This window comes from Actinocrinis sp., from assembly GCF_035938995.1.
Classification (GTDB): domain Bacteria; phylum Actinomycetota; class Actinomycetes; order Streptomycetales; family Catenulisporaceae; genus DASZGI01.
Map to the genome: position 1 here is coordinate 1 of NZ_DASZGI010000398.1, position 17,321 is coordinate 17,321.

The 17,321-nt window shown below is 71.4% G+C and carries 13 protein-coding genes; 3 read left to right on the top strand and 10 right to left on the bottom strand.

Annotated features, from left to right (window positions below; all coding sequences use genetic code 11):
* From VGZ32_RS27250 to VGZ32_RS27265, 4 genes are all read right to left on the bottom strand, one after another.
* A partial coding sequence (locus tag VGZ32_RS27250; RefSeq protein ID WP_326889084.1) for a DUF5999 family protein occupies nucleotides 1–242 on the bottom strand: 242 nt, incomplete at its 3' end.
* Nucleotides 243–630: 388 nt separating this feature from the next.
* Nucleotides 631–1,431, bottom strand: coding sequence for a family 1 encapsulin nanocompartment shell protein (locus VGZ32_RS27255; protein ID WP_326889085.1), 801 nt, complete (start codon nucleotides 1,429–1,431; stop codon nucleotides 631–633).
* On the bottom strand, nucleotides 1,428–2,483 hold the full coding sequence (locus tag VGZ32_RS27260; protein ID WP_326889086.1) for a Dyp-type peroxidase: 1,056 nt from the start codon (nucleotides 2,481–2,483) through the stop codon (nucleotides 1,428–1,430). Before VGZ32_RS27260 ends, VGZ32_RS27255 begins: the two co-directional genes overlap by 4 nt.
* A gap of 322 nt (nucleotides 2,484–2,805) precedes the next feature.
* On the bottom strand, nucleotides 2,806–3,309 hold the full coding sequence (locus VGZ32_RS27265; RefSeq protein WP_326889087.1) for a hypothetical protein: 504 nt from the start codon (nucleotides 3,307–3,309) through the stop codon (nucleotides 2,806–2,808).
* 410 nt (nucleotides 3,310–3,719) lie between these two features.
* On the opposite strand from VGZ32_RS27265, the gene VGZ32_RS27270 reads away from it, so the two are divergent.
* Together VGZ32_RS27270 and VGZ32_RS27275 are read left to right on the top strand one after the other, a co-directional pair.
* Nucleotides 3,720–6,557 (top strand): ATP-binding protein, encoded by a 2,838-nt coding sequence (locus tag VGZ32_RS27270; RefSeq protein ID WP_326889088.1) that lies wholly within the window; start codon nucleotides 3,720–3,722, stop codon nucleotides 6,555–6,557.
* A 171-nt stretch (nucleotides 6,558–6,728) separates the two neighbouring features.
* A complete protein-coding gene (locus tag VGZ32_RS27275; protein WP_326889089.1) occupies nucleotides 6,729–9,362 on the top strand; it encodes a helix-turn-helix transcriptional regulator in 2,634 nt (877 codons plus the stop codon).
* 100 nt (nucleotides 9,363–9,462) lie between these two features.
* Here VGZ32_RS27275 and VGZ32_RS27280 read toward each other — a convergent pair whose 3' ends face one another.
* Genes VGZ32_RS27280 through VGZ32_RS27290 form a run of 3 tightly spaced genes read right to left on the bottom strand, consistent with a single transcriptional unit; the run spans nucleotide 9,463 to nucleotide 13,210 of the window.
* Nucleotides 9,463–9,978 (bottom strand): flavin reductase family protein, encoded by a 516-nt coding sequence (locus tag VGZ32_RS27280; protein WP_326889090.1) that lies wholly within the window; start codon nucleotides 9,976–9,978, stop codon nucleotides 9,463–9,465.
* A complete protein-coding gene (locus VGZ32_RS27285; protein WP_326889091.1) occupies nucleotides 9,975–12,014 on the bottom strand; it encodes a tetratricopeptide repeat protein in 2,040 nt (679 codons plus the stop codon). Before VGZ32_RS27285 ends, VGZ32_RS27280 begins: the two co-directional genes overlap by 4 nt.
* Before the next feature lie 14 nt (nucleotides 12,015–12,028).
* The gene (locus VGZ32_RS27290) at nucleotides 12,029–13,210 is read right to left on the bottom strand and encodes a hypothetical protein (protein ID WP_326889092.1); all 1,182 of its coding nucleotides are present in this window, start codon (nucleotides 13,208–13,210) and stop codon (nucleotides 12,029–12,031) included.
* Nucleotides 13,211–13,559: 349 nt separating this feature from the next.
* On the opposite strand from VGZ32_RS27290, the gene VGZ32_RS27295 reads away from it, so the two are divergent.
* On the top strand, nucleotides 13,560–14,114 hold the full coding sequence (locus tag VGZ32_RS27295; protein ID WP_326889093.1) for a flavoprotein: 555 nt from the start codon (nucleotides 13,560–13,562) through the stop codon (nucleotides 14,112–14,114).
* A 55-nt stretch (nucleotides 14,115–14,169) separates the two neighbouring features.
* Here the strand turns inward: VGZ32_RS27295 and VGZ32_RS27300 are convergent, their stop codons facing one another.
* The 3 genes from VGZ32_RS27300 to VGZ32_RS27310 all read right to left on the bottom strand — a co-directional run.
* A complete protein-coding gene (locus tag VGZ32_RS27300; RefSeq protein WP_349263772.1) occupies nucleotides 14,170–15,012 on the bottom strand; it encodes a MerR family transcriptional regulator in 843 nt (280 codons plus the stop codon).
* Nucleotides 15,013–15,102: 90 nt separating this feature from the next.
* On the bottom strand, nucleotides 15,103–16,443 hold the full coding sequence (locus tag VGZ32_RS27305; RefSeq protein ID WP_326889095.1) for a hypothetical protein: 1,341 nt from the start codon (nucleotides 16,441–16,443) through the stop codon (nucleotides 15,103–15,105).
* Nucleotides 16,444–16,672: 229 nt separating this feature from the next.
* The coding region (locus VGZ32_RS27310; protein WP_326889096.1) for a PTS transporter subunit EIIC at nucleotides 16,673–17,321 on the bottom strand (649 nt) is incomplete at its 5' end.

Sequence of the window (17,321 nt, forward strand, 5' to 3'; positions counted from 1 at the left end):
GGCCGCTGGTTGCCCGGCCAATGGGCGTCGAGGCAGGTGCCGTCGGGAAGGATCTCGCCCAGGTCGTCGAAGACCACGACACCGTTGCACAGCACGCTCCAGCCCTGCTCGGGGTGGCTGGCCACGACGCGGGCGGCGGCGTGGTCGGCAGCGGCGGCGGACGGGCACTGCGGCACATGACGGCACGGGCCATGGGTGCGGACGACGGGCTGGTCGAAGGTGCGAAGCGTTGACTGGAACACTGGTCTCAACTCCTTGGAGCCGCGTACGTCTTCGTCACGGCGAACAGGGGCTATAGCTGGGTATTGAGCCGCGGTGGCCACGAATCGGTCACGGTCGTGTCGACGTACGCCTCGCGACTCCGCAGCCGACGCTTCAGCTGGATGCGCCGGCCTGGCGTGCTTCTCTCGTCGTGTTGCCGGTTGCTCATCTGACCGCCTCGAGCCGGGAACAACATGACTGACACCTGAATACTCGTTCAGACCACCGGTCCGATTCATCCGCCAGCTGAGCAGACTTTGCCGGGGTTGGCGCACATCTTTCGACGCGCAGGTGCTCATTCGTACGCGGGTGCGCGGAGGGTGAACGCACGCGCAGACGTGTAGCCCGAGGTCCCGGGTGTTCGCGAGGTCAGGTGAGTGCGACGGCGGCCTCGGTGGTCTGCGGGATGAACGTGAGCGATTCCTGGAAGTAGAGCTGCACCGTTTCCGCGTCGTGGGCGAGGTAGCCGATGGAGACGTCTTGGCCGAGGTGCAGTTCGTAATCGCCGCCGCGGGTGCTCAGCAGCACGCCCGCGCCGATCGCGGGCGCCCAGATGATCTCGCCGTCATCGCCGAGGATGCGGGCGAGGTGCTGGCGGATCGGGTAGCCGTGGTCGGTAGTCTCGGCCACCGCCGTGTACGCGTCGGCGGACAGCAGCAGGCTGTAGGGCCCTGCGACGCCGGCCAAGCGCAGTGCCGTGAGCGCCTTGGCCACCACGACCGGGTACTCGCGCGGGTCGGCGGGCAGGGCGATCGACGGGTTCGACGCGGCCTGCCGGATCCCGGTGATCCCGGCCGCGGCGAACCCGTCGACGATCGCCCGGTCCTCGGCATAGGCGAGCTGCTTGGCGGCGTCCTTGACCGGCTGCCAGTCGGCGTCTTTGGCACCGCGCGCGACGGCGTCGACGGCGGAGCGCTGCACGGTGACCGGGACGCGGAACTGCACGACGCTGGCCACCTCGTAGCAGCCCGCCTCCACGCCCGGGCTGGGCGTGTCCAGGCGGCGCAGGTGTCCGGTGCCGACCGCGGCGAGCGCGACGCCCGCGGGGCCGATCACGTCGACGACGCGGCGGGCGGCCACGTGCAGTTCGAAGGTGCGGCGTGCCTCGGCCTCGATGTCGGCCCAGGCCTCGGCGGAGATCGGCGCGAGTTCGCGGTGCAGGTTGTTCACGGTGCCAGGCTCCTTCTGAGGCTTCCGATGCCGAGCGAGCCGTCGGCGAGGGCGGCGACGGCGGCGACGTCCTCGGCCGGCGAGGGGGCGGGGACGGATGAGGCGGTCGTCGCGGACGCGTCGGGTGGGTCGTCGAGGAAGTCGGCGCTGGGGCAGAAGAACAGGGTGCCGGTGACGGCGGTGGAGAACTCCAGGATGCGGTCGGTGTGTCCGGGCACGTCGCCGAGGAACATGCGGCGCAGCATCCGCTCGGTCACCTCGGGGGTGGCCGAGTAGCCGATGAAATAGGTGCCGAACTCGCCGGCGCCGACGTGTCCGAAGGGCATGTTGTCGCGCACGATCTGCCGTTCGCGCCCGTCCTCGTCGACGATCGTGTTGAGCGCGACGTGCGAGTCGGTGGGTTTGACCGCGTCGTCGAGTTCGATGTCGTCCAGCTTGGTGCGGCCGACGGCGCGCTCCTGCTCCTCGACCGGCAGGCGGTTCCAGGCCTCGAGGTCGTGGAGGTACTTCTGCACGATGACGTAGCTGCCGCCGGCGAAGTCCGGGTCGGCGTCCTCGGGCACGAGCGCGGCGGCGAGGGCGGCGGGGCCCGTGGGGTTCTCGGTGCCGTCGACGAAGCCCAGCAGGTCGCGTTCGTCGAAGTACTTGAAGCCGTGCACCTCGTCGACCACGCGCACTGCGCCGCCGAGCCGCCGCATGATCTGCCCCGCGAGCTCGAAGCACAGGTCCATGCGCCGGGCCCGGATATGGAACAGCAGGTCGCCGGGGGTGGCCGGTGCGGCGTGCCGAGGGCCGGCCAGGGGCTGGAACGGGTGCAGCTCGGCCGGGCGCGGCCCGGCGAACAGCCGGTCCCAGGCAGTGGAGCCGATGCCGGCGACTACAGTGAGCCCGCCCTCCGGGATGCGGAAGCCGACCGAACGGGAGAGCCCGGCGAGGTCGGCGAGCACGTCGCGGACCACCTGCTCGCCCCCTGGCCCGATCGTCGCCACGAGGAAGATCGCCGCCGCGGTGAGCGGCGAGAGCACCGGCTGCGGCTCGGCTGGCGGTGCCATCACGGCGCTCCTCGGCGTTCGGGTGCAACACAGACCAAGACCAATGTAAGGGCATCCTCGTCGCCGAGCAGGATGGGAGAACTCGCAGGGCACGCGGACGAGCATCTTGTCGGTGCCGGTGCCCAGTGCCGTTGAGGAGGCCGAGGAAGGCGTCGACCGTTTGGGTGATACCTCGGTACGACCTCCCAGGAGGATGCCGTCATTTGGCCGACTGACAACGAGACAGGCGTACTCGGCGGCAGGGACAGCACTCGGCGGCATCCTGCACGAATACGAACACGCCGCCTGACGTGTGCGGGCGGGGTTTTCGCAAGGGCAGGGCTCAGTCCGCGCGGGCTGTGAGCGACCGGATGCGGATGACTGCGGCCGTCGACAGCAACAGCACGACGGCGATCTCCGTCAGGACGCTGAGGAGGGCCTGCGGCGCGGGTTGCAGGCCGCGTTCGGTGAATCCGAACACCCCGACGGTGCGCGAGGCGACGAACCCGGCGAGCGCGCCGAGCGCCGCGCCCGCCGCGCCGAGCGGGACCAGGACGGACGGGCGCACGAACACGGCGACGAGCAGCAGCAGCGCCAGGGCGAACGAGGCTGCGGACTGCACCAGGAACAACACGCCGACGACGTGGATGAACCGGTAGCCGTCGGCGTAGAGCTGCCCGTGGATGTAGCCGCTGCCAGTCAGCGCAGCCGCCGCAGCGACGTACAGCGCGCGCACGGCTGTGCCGCGGGAGCCCGCCGGTCCGCCGGGTGCGGATCGTCCAGGCAGGAAGCTCACGGCAGGCAGATGCAAAGAGCGGCGGCCGGCGGCAACGGGTTTCAAAGTCATGAGCCTGACTCTCTGGTGGGCCGAATCTACGGCGGTGATACGGAAGATGGACAAGTGTGCATCGGGCAGGAAAACGGGGCGCCGGGGGCACATGCGAGCGCCCTGGCACCTATGAAGGAATACGAGCCTGGGTTACACCTGAACCGCCTGGCTTGGGTCCAAGTCTGGGGCCGAGCCGGGCGGCTCATATCGCGTGACCAGCGCGAGAGCCGGGAACCATGCCGCATCCGCAGCGGGACACGCACCACTTCGAGCCCCGATCTCGGCACCTGACGGTCTCCGGGCGCCCGCAGATTTTGAGTATCAGATTACTCATTTCCGGCGGATTCGCGGCGCTTACGATGGGGCGCGGGTTGTTGGCTCGCACCCGTCTCCGGGGTGGGCCGTGAGTGTCGCCTGCAAGGGGTTCCATGACAGTCATCGAGTGCGACGCGCCGGCGGTGTCCTTGCGCGACCGGGAGCTCGACGCGGTCGGGCTCATGCTGGAGTCGGCGCGGGACGGGCGCGGCGCCGCGGTCTTCGTGCTCGGCGAGGAGGGCATGGGCAGGACCGCGCTGTGCCAGGAGGCGGCGCGGTGGGCCGAGGCGTCCGGCATGCTCGTGGTGCGCGGCAGGACCAGCCGGATCGACCGCGGCATCCCGCTGCGTCCGCTGGCCGAGGCACTGCTCGACCTGGTGCGCCGTGCCGATGTGCCGCTCGATGCGCTGGGCGGATACCTCGGTGTGCTCGGCCGGGTCGTTCCGGACTTCGGGCCGCCCTCGCCCGCGGCGGGTTTCAGCCCGGTTCTGCTGGCCGAAGCGGTGCTGCGTCTGCTGGCGCTGGCCGGGCGCTCGCGCGGATGTCTGATCCTGCTCGAGGATCTGCACGACGCCGATCCGACCACCCTGGCCGTGGTGGAATACCTGACGGACAACCTGGCCGCGCAGCCCGTCGCCGTGCTCGCGACCGTACGCCTCGAGCCCTGCGCAGCCCTCGACCTCGCGCTGGCCGCTTCGCGCGGCGCGAGCGCGACCGCGGTGACGCTCGAACCGCTGGACACCCGACGGATCCGCGAACTGACGGCCATGCAGTTATGCGCCGAGGAGCGGCAGGTCACCGACGAGCTGGCGCAGCGGGTGGCAGCGGTCAGCGGCGGAAACCCGCTGATCGCCCGCGAGTTCGTAGACGCCATGCGACTGTCCGGCGAGGCGTTCCGCGAAGTCGAGGACACGGGAATCGGCTGCGGGAATCCAGCTGCCTGGTGGCGGCTGCGCTCCGGCGTGTCCACCCCGATACCCGACTCCGTGGTGCGGTTCATGACGCGCCGCACTGACCGCCTCGGCCCTTACAGCAGCACCCTGATGTCGGCGGCCGCAGTGGTTGGCGGGTGTTTTCCGGCGGCGCTGCTCAGCGAGGTGAGCAGGGTCGGCGAGGCGGAGCTGCGGGATTGGCTGCGCGACGCAGTCCACGCGGGTCTGGTTGAACCCTGCCGCAAAGCGCCCGGCTGGTACGAGCTGTGCCATCCGGCCCTGCGTCCCGCGTTTCTGACGCAGACCTCAGACCGCGAGCGGGGGCTGTGGGCGCGGCGGGCGGCCGCCGCAGCCGCCGGCACCGGCTCGGGCCTCGGCCATGTCGGTCTGGTTGCGCGGCTGCTGGGGACGGTGCTGCAGGAACTCTCCCGCTCGTCCGCCAGCGAGGCCCTCGGCCGGGCGCAGGCGCAGCGTGCGACCGCCGAGACGCTCACGGTCCTGATCCCCGCGCTGGCGGATGCCGGGGAGCCGGACGAAGCGCTCCGGCTCGCAGACTGGACCCGGTGGATCGCTTCAGAACTTCCCGCTGAGCTCGCGGCTGCGGTGGCGCTGCGGGCAGCATGGGTCGCGGTGCTCGTCGGGCGGCGCGAGGAAGCGCAGGTCTGGATCAAACAACTGCACGGGCTCGGCGGATCCGACCACGACGGCTCATTCGTCCTGGAACGGGATCTTGTGGCCGCCTGGGCCGCGCTCGACTCGCCATTGGGCCATGAGAGTGAACGCGCCGCCGAACGCCTCATGGCAGAGATACAGCAGCTCGAGGCGAAGTGGCCCGACCGGCGGCGCGTCGAAACCCGTGCCGTACTGCTGCTCGGGCAGGCTGCGCGGCGGCGCGACGCCCGGGCCGCCGCGCGGTGGTTCGCGCACGCCGCGACACTCGCGCACCAAGACGGACCGGCCGTCGACCGAATACGGTCACTGATCTCAGCGGGCGAGCAGGACTGGCTGATCGGTGCTCCGTCCGATCGCCTGGAGCGGGCGGGCGACGAGGCCCGCCGCGTCGGGGCGCTGGCTCTCGCCCGCGCCGCGAGGTCGAGCATGCTGCTCAGGGACACGCTGTGGGAACGCGAGGTTGGCGGCGGCAACGAGCAGACAGACGGGGTCGGGACAGAGGTCACCGCGATCGGTGCGGGCTTGCGCGGGGACCGGGCGACGCTGGAACGGATGCTGAACCGCGACTCGGTGGACTGCGACATCGCGGACCGGGACCGCTCGGACTCGTTTCCCCTCGACCGCGGGATAGGGGCGGCGTTCTGCGCCCTTCTCGAAGAAAAACCCGGACTCGCCCTGCACGAAACGCACTTTGCGACAGCCGAGCGACGGGATCCGCGTGAGTGCTGTCCGCTCGTGGAACCAGCAGGGCTGGACCTGCTGCTGCGCGTGCTGTACGAGGGCGCGGGACGGCGCGAGTATGACGAAGCACTGGCGCAGTCGGTCCGCGGAGTGTGCTGGAACGACCAGTTCACGCACCTTGCCGACGCCGTCCTGCTCGGTCGCGCAGGTCGCCGTCGGCAGGCGGCCGCGGCGGTGGCCCATGCGGAGCTGGTGGCCGAGTCCTTTCCGACCGCGCATCATCTCGGGTTGCGCCTCGTCGCGGACGCGGCGATCGCCGACGGCTGGGGAGAGCCGGCGCTGTGGTTGCGCCGCGCCGAGGACCACTTCCACGCCCTTCGCGCACCGGCTGTCGCAGATGCGTGTCGTGCACGGCTGCGGCGGTTGGGAGTGCGGATACCACAGCACCGCCGGGACGCGGAGCGGGTGCCCGCCGCACTGCGCGCGCGCGGCGTGACAGTACGCGAATACGAGGTGCTGCGGCTGCTGGCGGGCGGAGCGGGAAATCGGCAGATCGCCGGGGCGTTGCAGATCTCCCCGCGCACCGTGGAAAAGCATGTGGCCAGTCTGCTGATGAAGAGCGGCCACGGCGACCGCGCCGCCCTCGCGAGGTTCGCCGACGTCTGACCCGGCCGGCTGCCAGCTCACGTAGATGGTTGAACCGTACACCGGATGCCCGTCGTTGTAATGAAGACAACTGCGGATCCGGAGGGGGTGCGCCTGAGGGTGCTGTTTCCACAGAGCCCTGCTGGTCAGAGTGGGGTGTGGGATTCACGTGTGACAAGGGGGGAAGACGCGATGGCCGTGACACGGAACCCGGAACCGATCGCGGCGCCGTGGCCGCTGCTCGACCGCTCCGGCGCGCTCGCCGAGGCGCTTCAGGCGATCCGCGGCGCGATCGGCGGTGTGGTCTGGTACGGCGAACCGGGCGGAGGCCGTACCCGGCTCGCCCGAGAGGCGCTGGCACAGGCCGGCGCCGCCGGTCGGGATACGGCGTGGGTCGCGGGGTGCCGGACCGTCGCCGCAGTGCCGTACGGCGCTCTCTCAGTCCTCTTCGCTGCCAGGGGCGCCGCGGGTCCGCAGGAGTTCGTCCGCCACGTGGCGGCCGGGCGCCAGGCTCCGCTGGTACTCGTCGTGGACGATGCGCACCTGTTGGATCAGGAATCGGCCGCCCTGGTGTATCAGCTCACGGTGCGGACACTCGTCACACCGCTGGTCACGATGCCGAGTGGAGCAACGGCCTGCGACGCGGTCACGGCACTGTGGAAGGACGGGCTCGCGCTTCGCAGTACCCTGCCCCCGCTGAGCGACGAGGCGGTCGAGGCGCTGATCGGGCACGCCCTGGGCGAGGTCGACGGCGTGACGCGGGCGCGCATCCACCGCCTCGTCCGCGGCAATCCGCAGGCGCTGCGCGAGCTGATCTCCAGCGCCGTCCAGGAAGGCTCCCTGGCACATCGCGAAGGCGTGTGGACGTGGGTGCACGGGCGGCGCTTGGGACAGGGGCTGCGGGAGCTGGTCGGGACGCGGCTCGGCCGGATCAGCCCGGCGATCCGGCGGGTGCTCGAGGTGGTGGCCTGCGGCGAGCCGCTGCCGGTCGCGCAGCTCGGCCGGCTCGTGCAGGCCGGGTGGCTCGATCAGGCCGCCCTGGACCTGGTCGAGGGCAGCGACCTGCTCACCTTCGAGTGGCGCGGCGCGCTGCGCACCGTGCGGTTCGCCCTGCCGCTGTACGCCGAGGTGATCCGCGGCGAGCTGACGACGTTCAGGGCGCGCGAGCTCGCCCGCTGGCTCGAGGGCACCGCCGCGGGACTGCCGGACGTGGACGGCGCGGAGCTGCTGCTCAGGGCGACGTGGCAGGTGGATGCGCAGATCGACATGAACGCGCCGCTGCTGCTCGCGGGCGCCGAAGAGGCCGTGGCCCGCGCTGAGACGGCGCTGGCTGAACGGCTGCTTCGGGCGGCCCTCGAGTGCGGAGCGGACGTGCCGGCGCGGCGGCTGCTCGCCCGACTGCTGAGTGCGCAAGGCCGGCATGCGGAAGCGATGGCACTGCTGGCGCCGGGGCCGCGGCGGTCGCCCGGGGAGGTCGCCGTCGCGGTGGAGACTGCCGAAATCCTCTGCTGGGATCTGGGCGAGCGATCGCGCGCCAAGGCGCTGCTCGCCGAGACCGCTGCGGCAGGCGGTCCGGAGGCGGCCCGGGCCGGGGTCGCGCAAGCCAGGATGCTGCTGTACGACGGTCGCTGCACCGAGGCGCTCGATGTCATGCGCGGCGTTCAGCGGTGCGCCGCAGCACCGGAGGGCGCCGCGAGCATCGCCGTGTACGCCGATGTTCTGGCAGGCAGGCCGTGCAGCGCGCTGGCGGTGTACGAATCCGGCGGCAGCATGCTGCGACGGCCTTCGGTGCGACGCGACCCGGGTGCGGGCCTCCCCGACCCGATTGACGCCGTCCGCTGCTTGGCGCTGCTGGTCAGCGGTCAGATACCGGCGGCTCGGCAGCTCGCCGACGAGGGCTACGCGAGCGCGGTGTGCCGCGGCCATCCCGCGGCGGCGGCCGCTTGGTCCCGCTTGCGCGGCACGATCGCGCTACTGCAGGGGCGTCTGGCCGACTCCGACGCCTGGCTGCGCGAGGCGCTGGCCACGGACCCGGGCGCCGATCGCCCGCGCACGCACGACGCGGTGTTGGCCGCACTCGCCACCGTCGCGGCACTGCGCGGGGACGCCGCCGAGGCCGCGGCCCGGCTCGCCCGCGTGCGCCGACGGCAGGGCGGCGCGGGCCGGGTCTTCGAGCCCTGGATCGAACTGAGCCGCGCATGGGTCTCGTACGCGCATGATGCGCCGGGCCGCGCTGTCGGGCACGCTCGCCGCGCCGCGCAGCTCGCCCGGGTCGGCGGGCAGTTCGCGGTAGAGGCGGTCGCCTGGTACGACGTGGCCAGGCTCGGGGCCGCCGCTACAGCCCAGCCGCCGCTGCGCGCGCTCGCCGACCGACTGGAAGGAGCGCTGTTCCCTGTGCTCGCCGACGCCGCGGAGGCGCTGGCGGCCGAGTCCGGCGCCCGGCTCGACGCGGCGAGCGAGCGGTTCGGGGACCTCGGCCTGCCGCTGCACGCCGCCGAGGCTGCGCTCGCCGCGCAGCGCGCGCACCATAGCGCGGGTCGGCGCGCGGGCGCGATCGCGGCCAGGGAGCGCGCGATGGCGTTCGCCGCGCACTGCGACCCGGCCCGTACACCGCTGCTGTGCGATGCGGCAGCCGAGGACGGGCTGACCGAACGCGAGCGGGAGATCGCCCGCTTGGCCGCGGCCGGGCTGCCGAGCAAAGCGATCGCCGGCCGGCTGACACTCTCCGTGCGCACCGTCGACAACCACCTGAACAGGGTGTATGCGAAGCTCGGCATCTCCAGCCGCACCCAGCTCGGGCGGTTGTTCGGAATCAGCACCGCCTGATGTTCGAAACGACCCTGATATCCGAGGCAGCGCAGCTTGAACGCGCCCCCGACTGTTGACGCATGCCCAAGGCAGCACCGAACTCAAGACAGCACCCTGCTCAGGGCAGAGGCAGCGCATGATACTCGCGCTCGAAGAAGACCACGGGCTCTGACGCGTCGCCCAGCTCGCACCAGCGCACGGCGCCGAGCACCAGGACGTGGTCGGCGGCCGGCACCATCCGATCGAGCCCGCAGACGGCCACGGCCGCGGCGTCCCGCAACAGCGGCACGCCGAGCTCGACGCGCCGGGCCAGCCCGGCGAACCGGTCCGCGGCGGGCGCGGCGAACCGCGCGGCCAGCCCCCGCTGACGCCAGGTCAGGATGTTGACCCCGAAGGCGCCCCGCCCGGCGATCGCGGCGAGCGTCCCGCTGCCCTCGGCGAGCGAGACCAGCAGCAGCGGCGGGCTCAGCGAGACCGAGAGGAAGGCGTTGACCGTGCAGCCGCTCGGTTCGTCGGCCGACCCCGACGTGATCACCACGACGCCGCTCGGCCACCGCCGCATGAACCGCCGGAACTCGGCTGCCGCGGCGGTGCCCGTGCTCACGCCGCCCGTGGCCGGCGCATGCGTGGTCACGGCGCGCCGCCCACCGCGGCGGCATCGGCCAGGTCGCGGGCGGCGGCGGCCGCGTCCCCGAGCTCCGCGTGGCACCGGCTGCGCCGTTCGAGCAGCTCGGCGAGCAGCTCCGGCTCGTCGCGCGCCGCCTCAACGCCCCGCGTCAGGTCGCTGATCGACTCCGCGTACTGCCCCGCGCCGTACGCCACCTCGGCCCGGCCGCAAAGCGCGGCGACGAGGTCCGCGTCGCTCTCCAGCGCGAGGCTGAAGTCGGCGCGCGCCTGCTCCGTCAGCCCCTTGGCGAGCGCGAGCTGGCCGCGCAGGCACAACAACCGCGCGTCCCGCGGATGCATGCCCAGGCCCGCCTCGACGTGCCGCTCGGCGGCGGCCACGTCGTCCGACTCCTGATACAGGCTGGCGAGGTTGACGCGCGGGTCGAGCAGGTCCGGCTCGAGTTCGAGCACGTATTCCAGGTCGGCGATGGCGCCCGCGGTGTCGCCCAGCTCGTCGCGCAGATTGCTCCGGTTGTAGTGCAGCTCCCAGAACGGCGCGGTGATCGCCATCGCGGCCTCGTAGTCCGACATCGCGCCCTCGGCGTCGCCGAGCCTGCGCCGGGCGTCCGCGCGGTCGAAGTAGTAGTCCGGGAAATTGAGGTCCAGCTCGATGACGGTGCTGTAGTCGGCGACGGCCTGCTCCAGCTCGCCGAGCGCGTCGTGCAGCCGCGCCTTGTTGTGTACGAGCACCGAGCGGTGCAGGCGGTGCTGGTCCGGTGTCAGTTCGCGGTCGAGCCGGGCCAACCCCTCGCTCACCAGCCGCAGCGCCTCGCCCAGGTTGCCCAGGTGCATCTCGACCAGAGCCAGGCCGTTCTGGTGGAAGACGGTGTTGAACGCCCGCTCGACCGGATCCGGATCGAGGGTGGCCAGCGCGATCGCGCTGTTCATGTGGATCTTGGCGATGCGGTGGTCGCGGCGTTCCGGCGGGCGCATCCGGGTGTAGATCATCGCGAGCGCGTAGCCGGAAAACCGGTGGACCAGGGGCAAGGCGTAGCGCGAACGCAGGTCGGCGTAGACCTCCTCCGCCTCGTCGACCCGTCCGGTGATCGCCATCGCGGTGCTGCCCTTGGTGCGCATCAGCCAGTACTGCTCCGGCGTCGCGACCGGATCGGTGAGCGCCACGCCCCGCGCGCTCAGCTCGAGAACACAGTGGTAGTAGCCCATGCTGATCCCGTAGTTGCACGCGGCCAGTAGCGCCGGACCCGCGCTGCGCGGGTCGCTGCCGTGCTCGAGGTGATAGGGGATCGCGCCGAGCCCATGGCTCCAGTCGCCGTGCGCGCGCAGCCATGCGGCGCGCGCGTCGTGCAGCGCGGCGCGGACAGCTGGATCAGCTGCCTGATACGCGGCGTGTTCGGCCTCGTCGCGCGAGGCGCCGTCCGCGTCGACGAAAGCCCGCAGGAGCTCCTCGTCGGTGCGCGGCGCGGACGGCTGCGCCTCCGCGGGCACCGGATCCGCGTCGATCCGAACCGCGTGCTTGCGCAGCGCCGCGACGAGACCGTCGGACAGGCGGTCCGGGTCCGGACCCGTCGCGATGAACGTCCGGATGGCGCCCCCGCGCGAGCGCCGCAGCAGGATACTGAGAAACTCCTGGTCGGTCTGGTCCGCCTCGTCGACGTTGTCGAACACGAGGGTCAGCGGGCCGCTGCCCAGCCGGGGCGCGCAGGCGTCGAGGAATTCGACCAGGCCGTGCGCGAGGCGGCGGGTGCGCGCCAGCGCGTAGATGCGGGTCTGCTCGCCGGGCTGCGCCACCGAGGTCAGGGTCTCGGGCGCCGAGCCGATCAGCTCCTCCAGCTCGGGCGCCGCGGACAAGATCTCCAGCAGATGTGTCTTGACCAGGTCGGGGGCGACCCGGTGGGCCGCCGGCATCAGAGCCCGCAACAGGTTGCCCGCCCCGGTGTACGGGCCGCGCGTCCCGCGGTGGCATTCGACCTCGTAGTCGGGGGCGAGGTGCGGTACGGCACCGCCCACCCGGAACGGGCCGACGATCCATTGATGAAAGCTCACGAGCCGGGTTCCTTTCATGCCGGAGTGGGGCGCGCTACCGCGGGCCGCCGACGGCCGGCCGTCAGCGGAAGCACGACGAACTGGATCAGGACGAGCACCAGCGCGACGGCCGAGTCCCAGAACCGCGCCGTGCCCAGGCCCCCGTGCGCCAGACCGGTGGCCAGGCGGTCGGAGAACCCGTACAGCACCGGGATCACGATCGCTGCGCCGACGATCAGGACGAGGGCGACGCCCGCGACGGCGAGCGCCGCATACCAGGGGGCGTACTTGCGGTCGAGCGGCGACCATTCGTCCTCGTCGCCGAGCACGACAGAGCGCACGCCGGGGAGCCGGGGGAAGCGCCGGCGCAGGTAGGACATCGCCGCGTCGTGCAGGTTGGTGCAGCCCAGCGCCGTAGCCGCGACGTAGTACAGGTCGGTGCGCAGGAAGAGGTAGCACTGCCACCCGATCCGCGGAAGCGTGATGTAGGCGACGGCCAGCGCGAGGCGGCCGCCCCAACTCGCCGTCCCGAGCCCCGCGGCAGTCAGGGTCAGGCCGCTGAACAGCAGCACGTCGGCGAGGATTCCGGCCAGGAACGGCAGGTAGCGCTGTCGGCGGGGCAGGCTCAGCAGGCCGTTCATCCTGGTCTCGAACACCAGGAAGTACAGCCGACGGCTCACTCCCAGCGGCGAGGGCAGGCCGCGGCGCCGTGCCGCGAGCGCGTGGAACGCCTCGTGCCACAGCGTCCCGGCCATCTGGACCACCGCGAGCAGGACCTGCACGAGGATGAGTGAGGAGGTGAAGAACACGTTGCTCACGTGCGGCCGGAGGTGCTCGTCTCGGACCATGGCCACCGCGCACGCCGCAGCCAGCGCCGCGTAGCCGATCCAGGCCGGCGGGGAGAAGGCGGCGCGGCCGAGCCACTGGAGGCGCACCGGGGCCGCGAGCGCCGGCTGCTCTCCCGCGGCCACCACGAACCCAAGTTCATGCATCGTGTCGAGGAAGTCCGCTATGTCCACGCTCTCGCCGTAGACGCGCTCGTACCACGCGGCGGCCTCGTCGACAGGCATGCCGTCGGCCAGCTTCCGCAGCAGCGCCGCGCCGTCCTCGGGCAGGACCGCGTAGGACTCGATGTCGGGACGGCCGACCATGATGCCGTCGGGTTCTGCGACGTATGTCAGCGAATGGAACGCGAGCCCTGCGGTCGGGGCGGACATCGGACTTCTCCCTTCGGAGTCGGGCAGGCGGGTCTGCGCGCGGCGCCGCGACGCGGGCCGCGCGCAGGGTCGCCTACTAGCAGATGCAGAGGCAGTAGAAGTTGCTGGACGCGGTGAGCTTGATCGAACCGCTGCGGCGAACAGTGATCTGCTTCTTCATCGGGTGACACCTCCCCTCGGCCCATAGGGCCGCTCCGGAGCCGGAGCAGTAGCCACTGGGACAAAAAGCTGTCACCCCGCAGCGCGCACCACATGGGTGCGCCGCCCCCGTCTTCTCGGGGCGCGGCCCGCCGGAAATGGGTACCGCGCCCCCATGCCCGAGGCGCAGGGCCGACGGGATGCTGAAGGCATGCGAGACGACGCCCTCTCGATCATCGTGTCCGGCTCGAGCGCCGCCACCGGACTGCCCGGCTACCTGATCTGGCTGCGCCAGGAACTGAGCCTTGACATCAGGCTCCTGCTGACCGCGAGCGCCGAGCGCTTCCTGCCCGCCCAGGTGGCCTCCTGGTACGCGGACGAGGTGTTCACCAGTGCCGACGACGCGCTGAACCCGACCGAGTTCGCCCGGCGCTCAGTGGGCGTCGTGGCCCTGCCGGCGACCGCCAACCTGCTGGCCGGTGCCGCCTTGGGCCTCGCGGCGACCCCGGCGCAGACGGTCCTGCTCGCCGCCGACCGCCCGGCGCTGTTCTTCCCGAGCATGAACGCGACGATGTGGAACAAGCCGACGACGCGGCGTTACGTGGAGACCCTGCGCGCCGAGGGCCACACCGTCGTCGACCCGATCAGCCAGCCGGTGTACGAGCTCTGGAGCCGGGATAACACGATCGGTCCCGGAATGCCGACGCCCAACGAGGCGGCCGAGCTCATCGTGAAATGGCTCGAGCAGACGATGGCCGAGGCGTAGGCGTAATCGGGTGAAGTCCGGATAGGACGGGCTAAACGGCACCCGCTGCCAAGAGTTAGCGGGTGATGTCGAGTTGGATCTCGGTTACCCAGTCGGCGGTGTCCTCGTGTACTTCGAGGTAGATCTCCCGGGCGCTGCCGGTGGCGGTGTAGCCGTTGTCCCGGGCCCACGCGTGCAGGCGTTGGTAGGTGTCGTCGACGCCGTCCATCGGGCCGCGGTGGATCATGGAGGCGACCTGTGCCGCGGGGATGTCGATCCGGTCCAGGCCGGGCACGGATTCGGCGGCGACCGGGAAGGTGACGTGCACCCATAGCGCGTCTTCCGACTCCTCGGGGGCGGGAGTGTAGTAGGCGATGCTGGGCCCGATCGGGTTCACGCCGGCGGCGGCGAGCTGTTGCATGATCTTCGGGTACAGGGGCTGGATGACTGGGCCGACGTCCTGCTGAGTCGCACTGCCAGCCATCGCGGTGAGCCCCACCACCGTCGTGGCCGGGACGGTCTTGGTGGTGATGTTCGGATGGGCCATGGTGTCCTCCGTCTCGATGAGCCGGAGACGCGCCTCGACTCGCGCCAGCTGCTGTTCGCTGTCGCGGATCTGCGCTTCGAGTTCGGCCTGCCGCAACCGCAGCATGGCCCGCAGCTCGGCGGCGGTGAGCGACTCGTCGACGATGACCCGCACCTGCTCCAGCCGCAGGCCGAGTTCTTTCAGCGCGACGATCCGGTTCAGCCGCCGCAACTGGTCGCGGGTGTAGAACCGGTAGCCGGTGTGCGGGTCGACGTGCTCGGGCCGCAGCAGGCCGATCGCGTCGTAGTGACGCAACATGCGAACCGATACTCGGCCGAGTCTGGCGAAGTCTCCGATGGTGATCACGATGACGTCCACACTGCATGCTGACACTGTGTGAGAGTCAAGCGCTGTCGTAGGTCGGGGCGTTGTCGGGCGCGCGAAGTCGTGACACGCCGGCGGCACGATATGGCGGGCCGTCGGTTACCTTTGCCACCATCTGAGCCTGTCGGGGTGCAGGTCTGACAGGCGGTAGGCGAGTTTGTGGTGGCTGGCTCGGCAGAATGCGTCTTGAATCGCTTCCCAGTCGTCCCGGGCGGCGCTCCGGGTGAGCAGCGTCTCCACCTCGTGCTCGGCGCCGTGCGCGGTCAGGTCGATGCAGAGCGCGGCGATGCGGTCGGCGGGCAGGGTCGGGACCAGTCGCTCGAGGTGCTGGCGGACGCGCTCGCCCGTCCCGGCCTCGCGGAGCGCGACGAGCACGGGGGCGGGATGGGGTCGCCCGGTCAGCACCGTGTCCATGACGATCCTGGTTCCGTCGTCGCCGGTCGCGTCGGCGTCTGCGTCGAGCAGCACGAATAGCCGAGCGACGAGTGCGACGGCCGCGTGCACCGCGTAGTACTCGAGCAGCGCGAATGCTTCCTGGGAGAACTGGGCTTTGAGCAGAGCGTGAGCGGTCGCGTGCACCAGATCCGCGCGGCCGCAGCCGAGAACCTCTATAAGCCGCGGGAAGTAGCGTTCGAGGCCCTGTCGACGCAGCGTGTCGATCGCGTCGACGTATTCGCCGGGAGACCGGTCGCGCAGCGGGCTCGGCGGTTCGGCGCCCCCGTCGTCCAGGATTTCGATGGCGGCCATGAGTTCGACCAGCGGCCGACCCGCCAGCGAGGCGAGAAGGCGGTTGGCGTCGGCGTGTGCGGCGACGTCGGCTAGGGCACGGGCCGCCGCGCAGCAGGTTGCCGCTGGGGCTGCGGCTACCTGGCGCAGCAGTCGATCGGCATCGGCCGGTCTCCCGTCGTCGCGCAATGCCTGAAGCATGCCGACGACGAGAGCAGGTCGTGCGCTGATCACGGAAATGAGCAGCGTGCTCGCGTTCTGCCGTTGTCCACGCCTAGAGAGCGCGTCCGCATAGGCGATTGTCGAGCGTGGTGGGCGGTTCATGGCCGCAGCCGCGAACGCGGACCCGGCGAGGTTGCCGAGCCCGGCAGCGCTCAGACACGAGGTCAGCATCCGGAGCACAGGGTCGGATTCGTTCGCCGCGACCCCTTCGATAAAGCGCTTGGCGAGATCGGGCTGGCCTGCCGCGCACAACACGACCGCCAGACGCGCGCACGAGGGCGGCGAGGAACGGTAGGCGCTCACCGCGGCGTCGACCGCCTCGTCGAGCGGTTGTCCGGCGCCGGCGTCCCGCAAGCGCAGCATGAGTGCGGCTGCCTGCTGTGGGGAGCTGCCTGCGGCGATGTTCTGGCTCGACACGCCCGACTGCGCGCGGTGCGCCGGGTCGGGCCGCGCGGTGGCACGCGGCGCTCGGTGGGCCGGCCTGCCTGGCATGATCACCTATTTCCCCTGGGAGCGGCTGGCAGCCGTGCTGATGCGCGCGAACACGTCGTCGACCACCCGACGGGGCCGCCGGTCTGCCTGCGGACCCGGCTCACGTCGATGCGGACGGCCCACTCGTTCGGGCACGTTGCCCGGAGTCCGAGCCGTGTGCGGTCGTTGCTCAGACATCGAGGACGCCGTGATCGCAGATGTCAGCGGCGCGGATGGTTGCCATCGCCGGTCACACCGTTCCGGTCGTGCCGACGGCTGCGGCCCGCGCGGGGTCGGGGTATGCGGTGTCATCGGTCTGCGCGGAGTCGGGATCCTCGGTCGCCTCGCCGCGGTCGAAGCCGAAAAGGAGCGAGGCGACGACGAAGGAGACCCCCGCCGCGATGGCGACGCCGAGGAACACTCCGGCGTAGCCGCCGCGCGGGGTCTCTGCGGCGTAGGCGAAGATGCTGCCCGGGGAGGGGGAGGCGACCAGGCCCGCGCCGGTCGTCTCGAAGGTGGCGATCCCGGCGGCGCCGCCCGCGATGGCCGCGAGCACCAGGCGGGGCTTCATCAGGATGTAGGGGAAGTAGATCTCGTGGATCCCGCCGAGGAACTGGATGATGATCGCGCCGGGCACGCTCGGGCGCAGCTTGCGGGGGCCGAACAGCAGGTAGGCGACCAGGATGCCCAGGCCCGGGCCGGGGTTGGACTCCAGCATGAACAGGATCGACTTGCCGTGTTCGAGTGAGTCGGGCACCCCCAGCGGGTCGAGGACGCCGTGGTTGATGGCGTTGTTGAGGAAGAGGACCTTGGCGGGTTCGATGACGACGGAGGCCAGGGGGAGCAGGTGGTGGTGGACGAGGGATTGGACGCCGTTGCCGGCCCAGGTGGTGACGTGG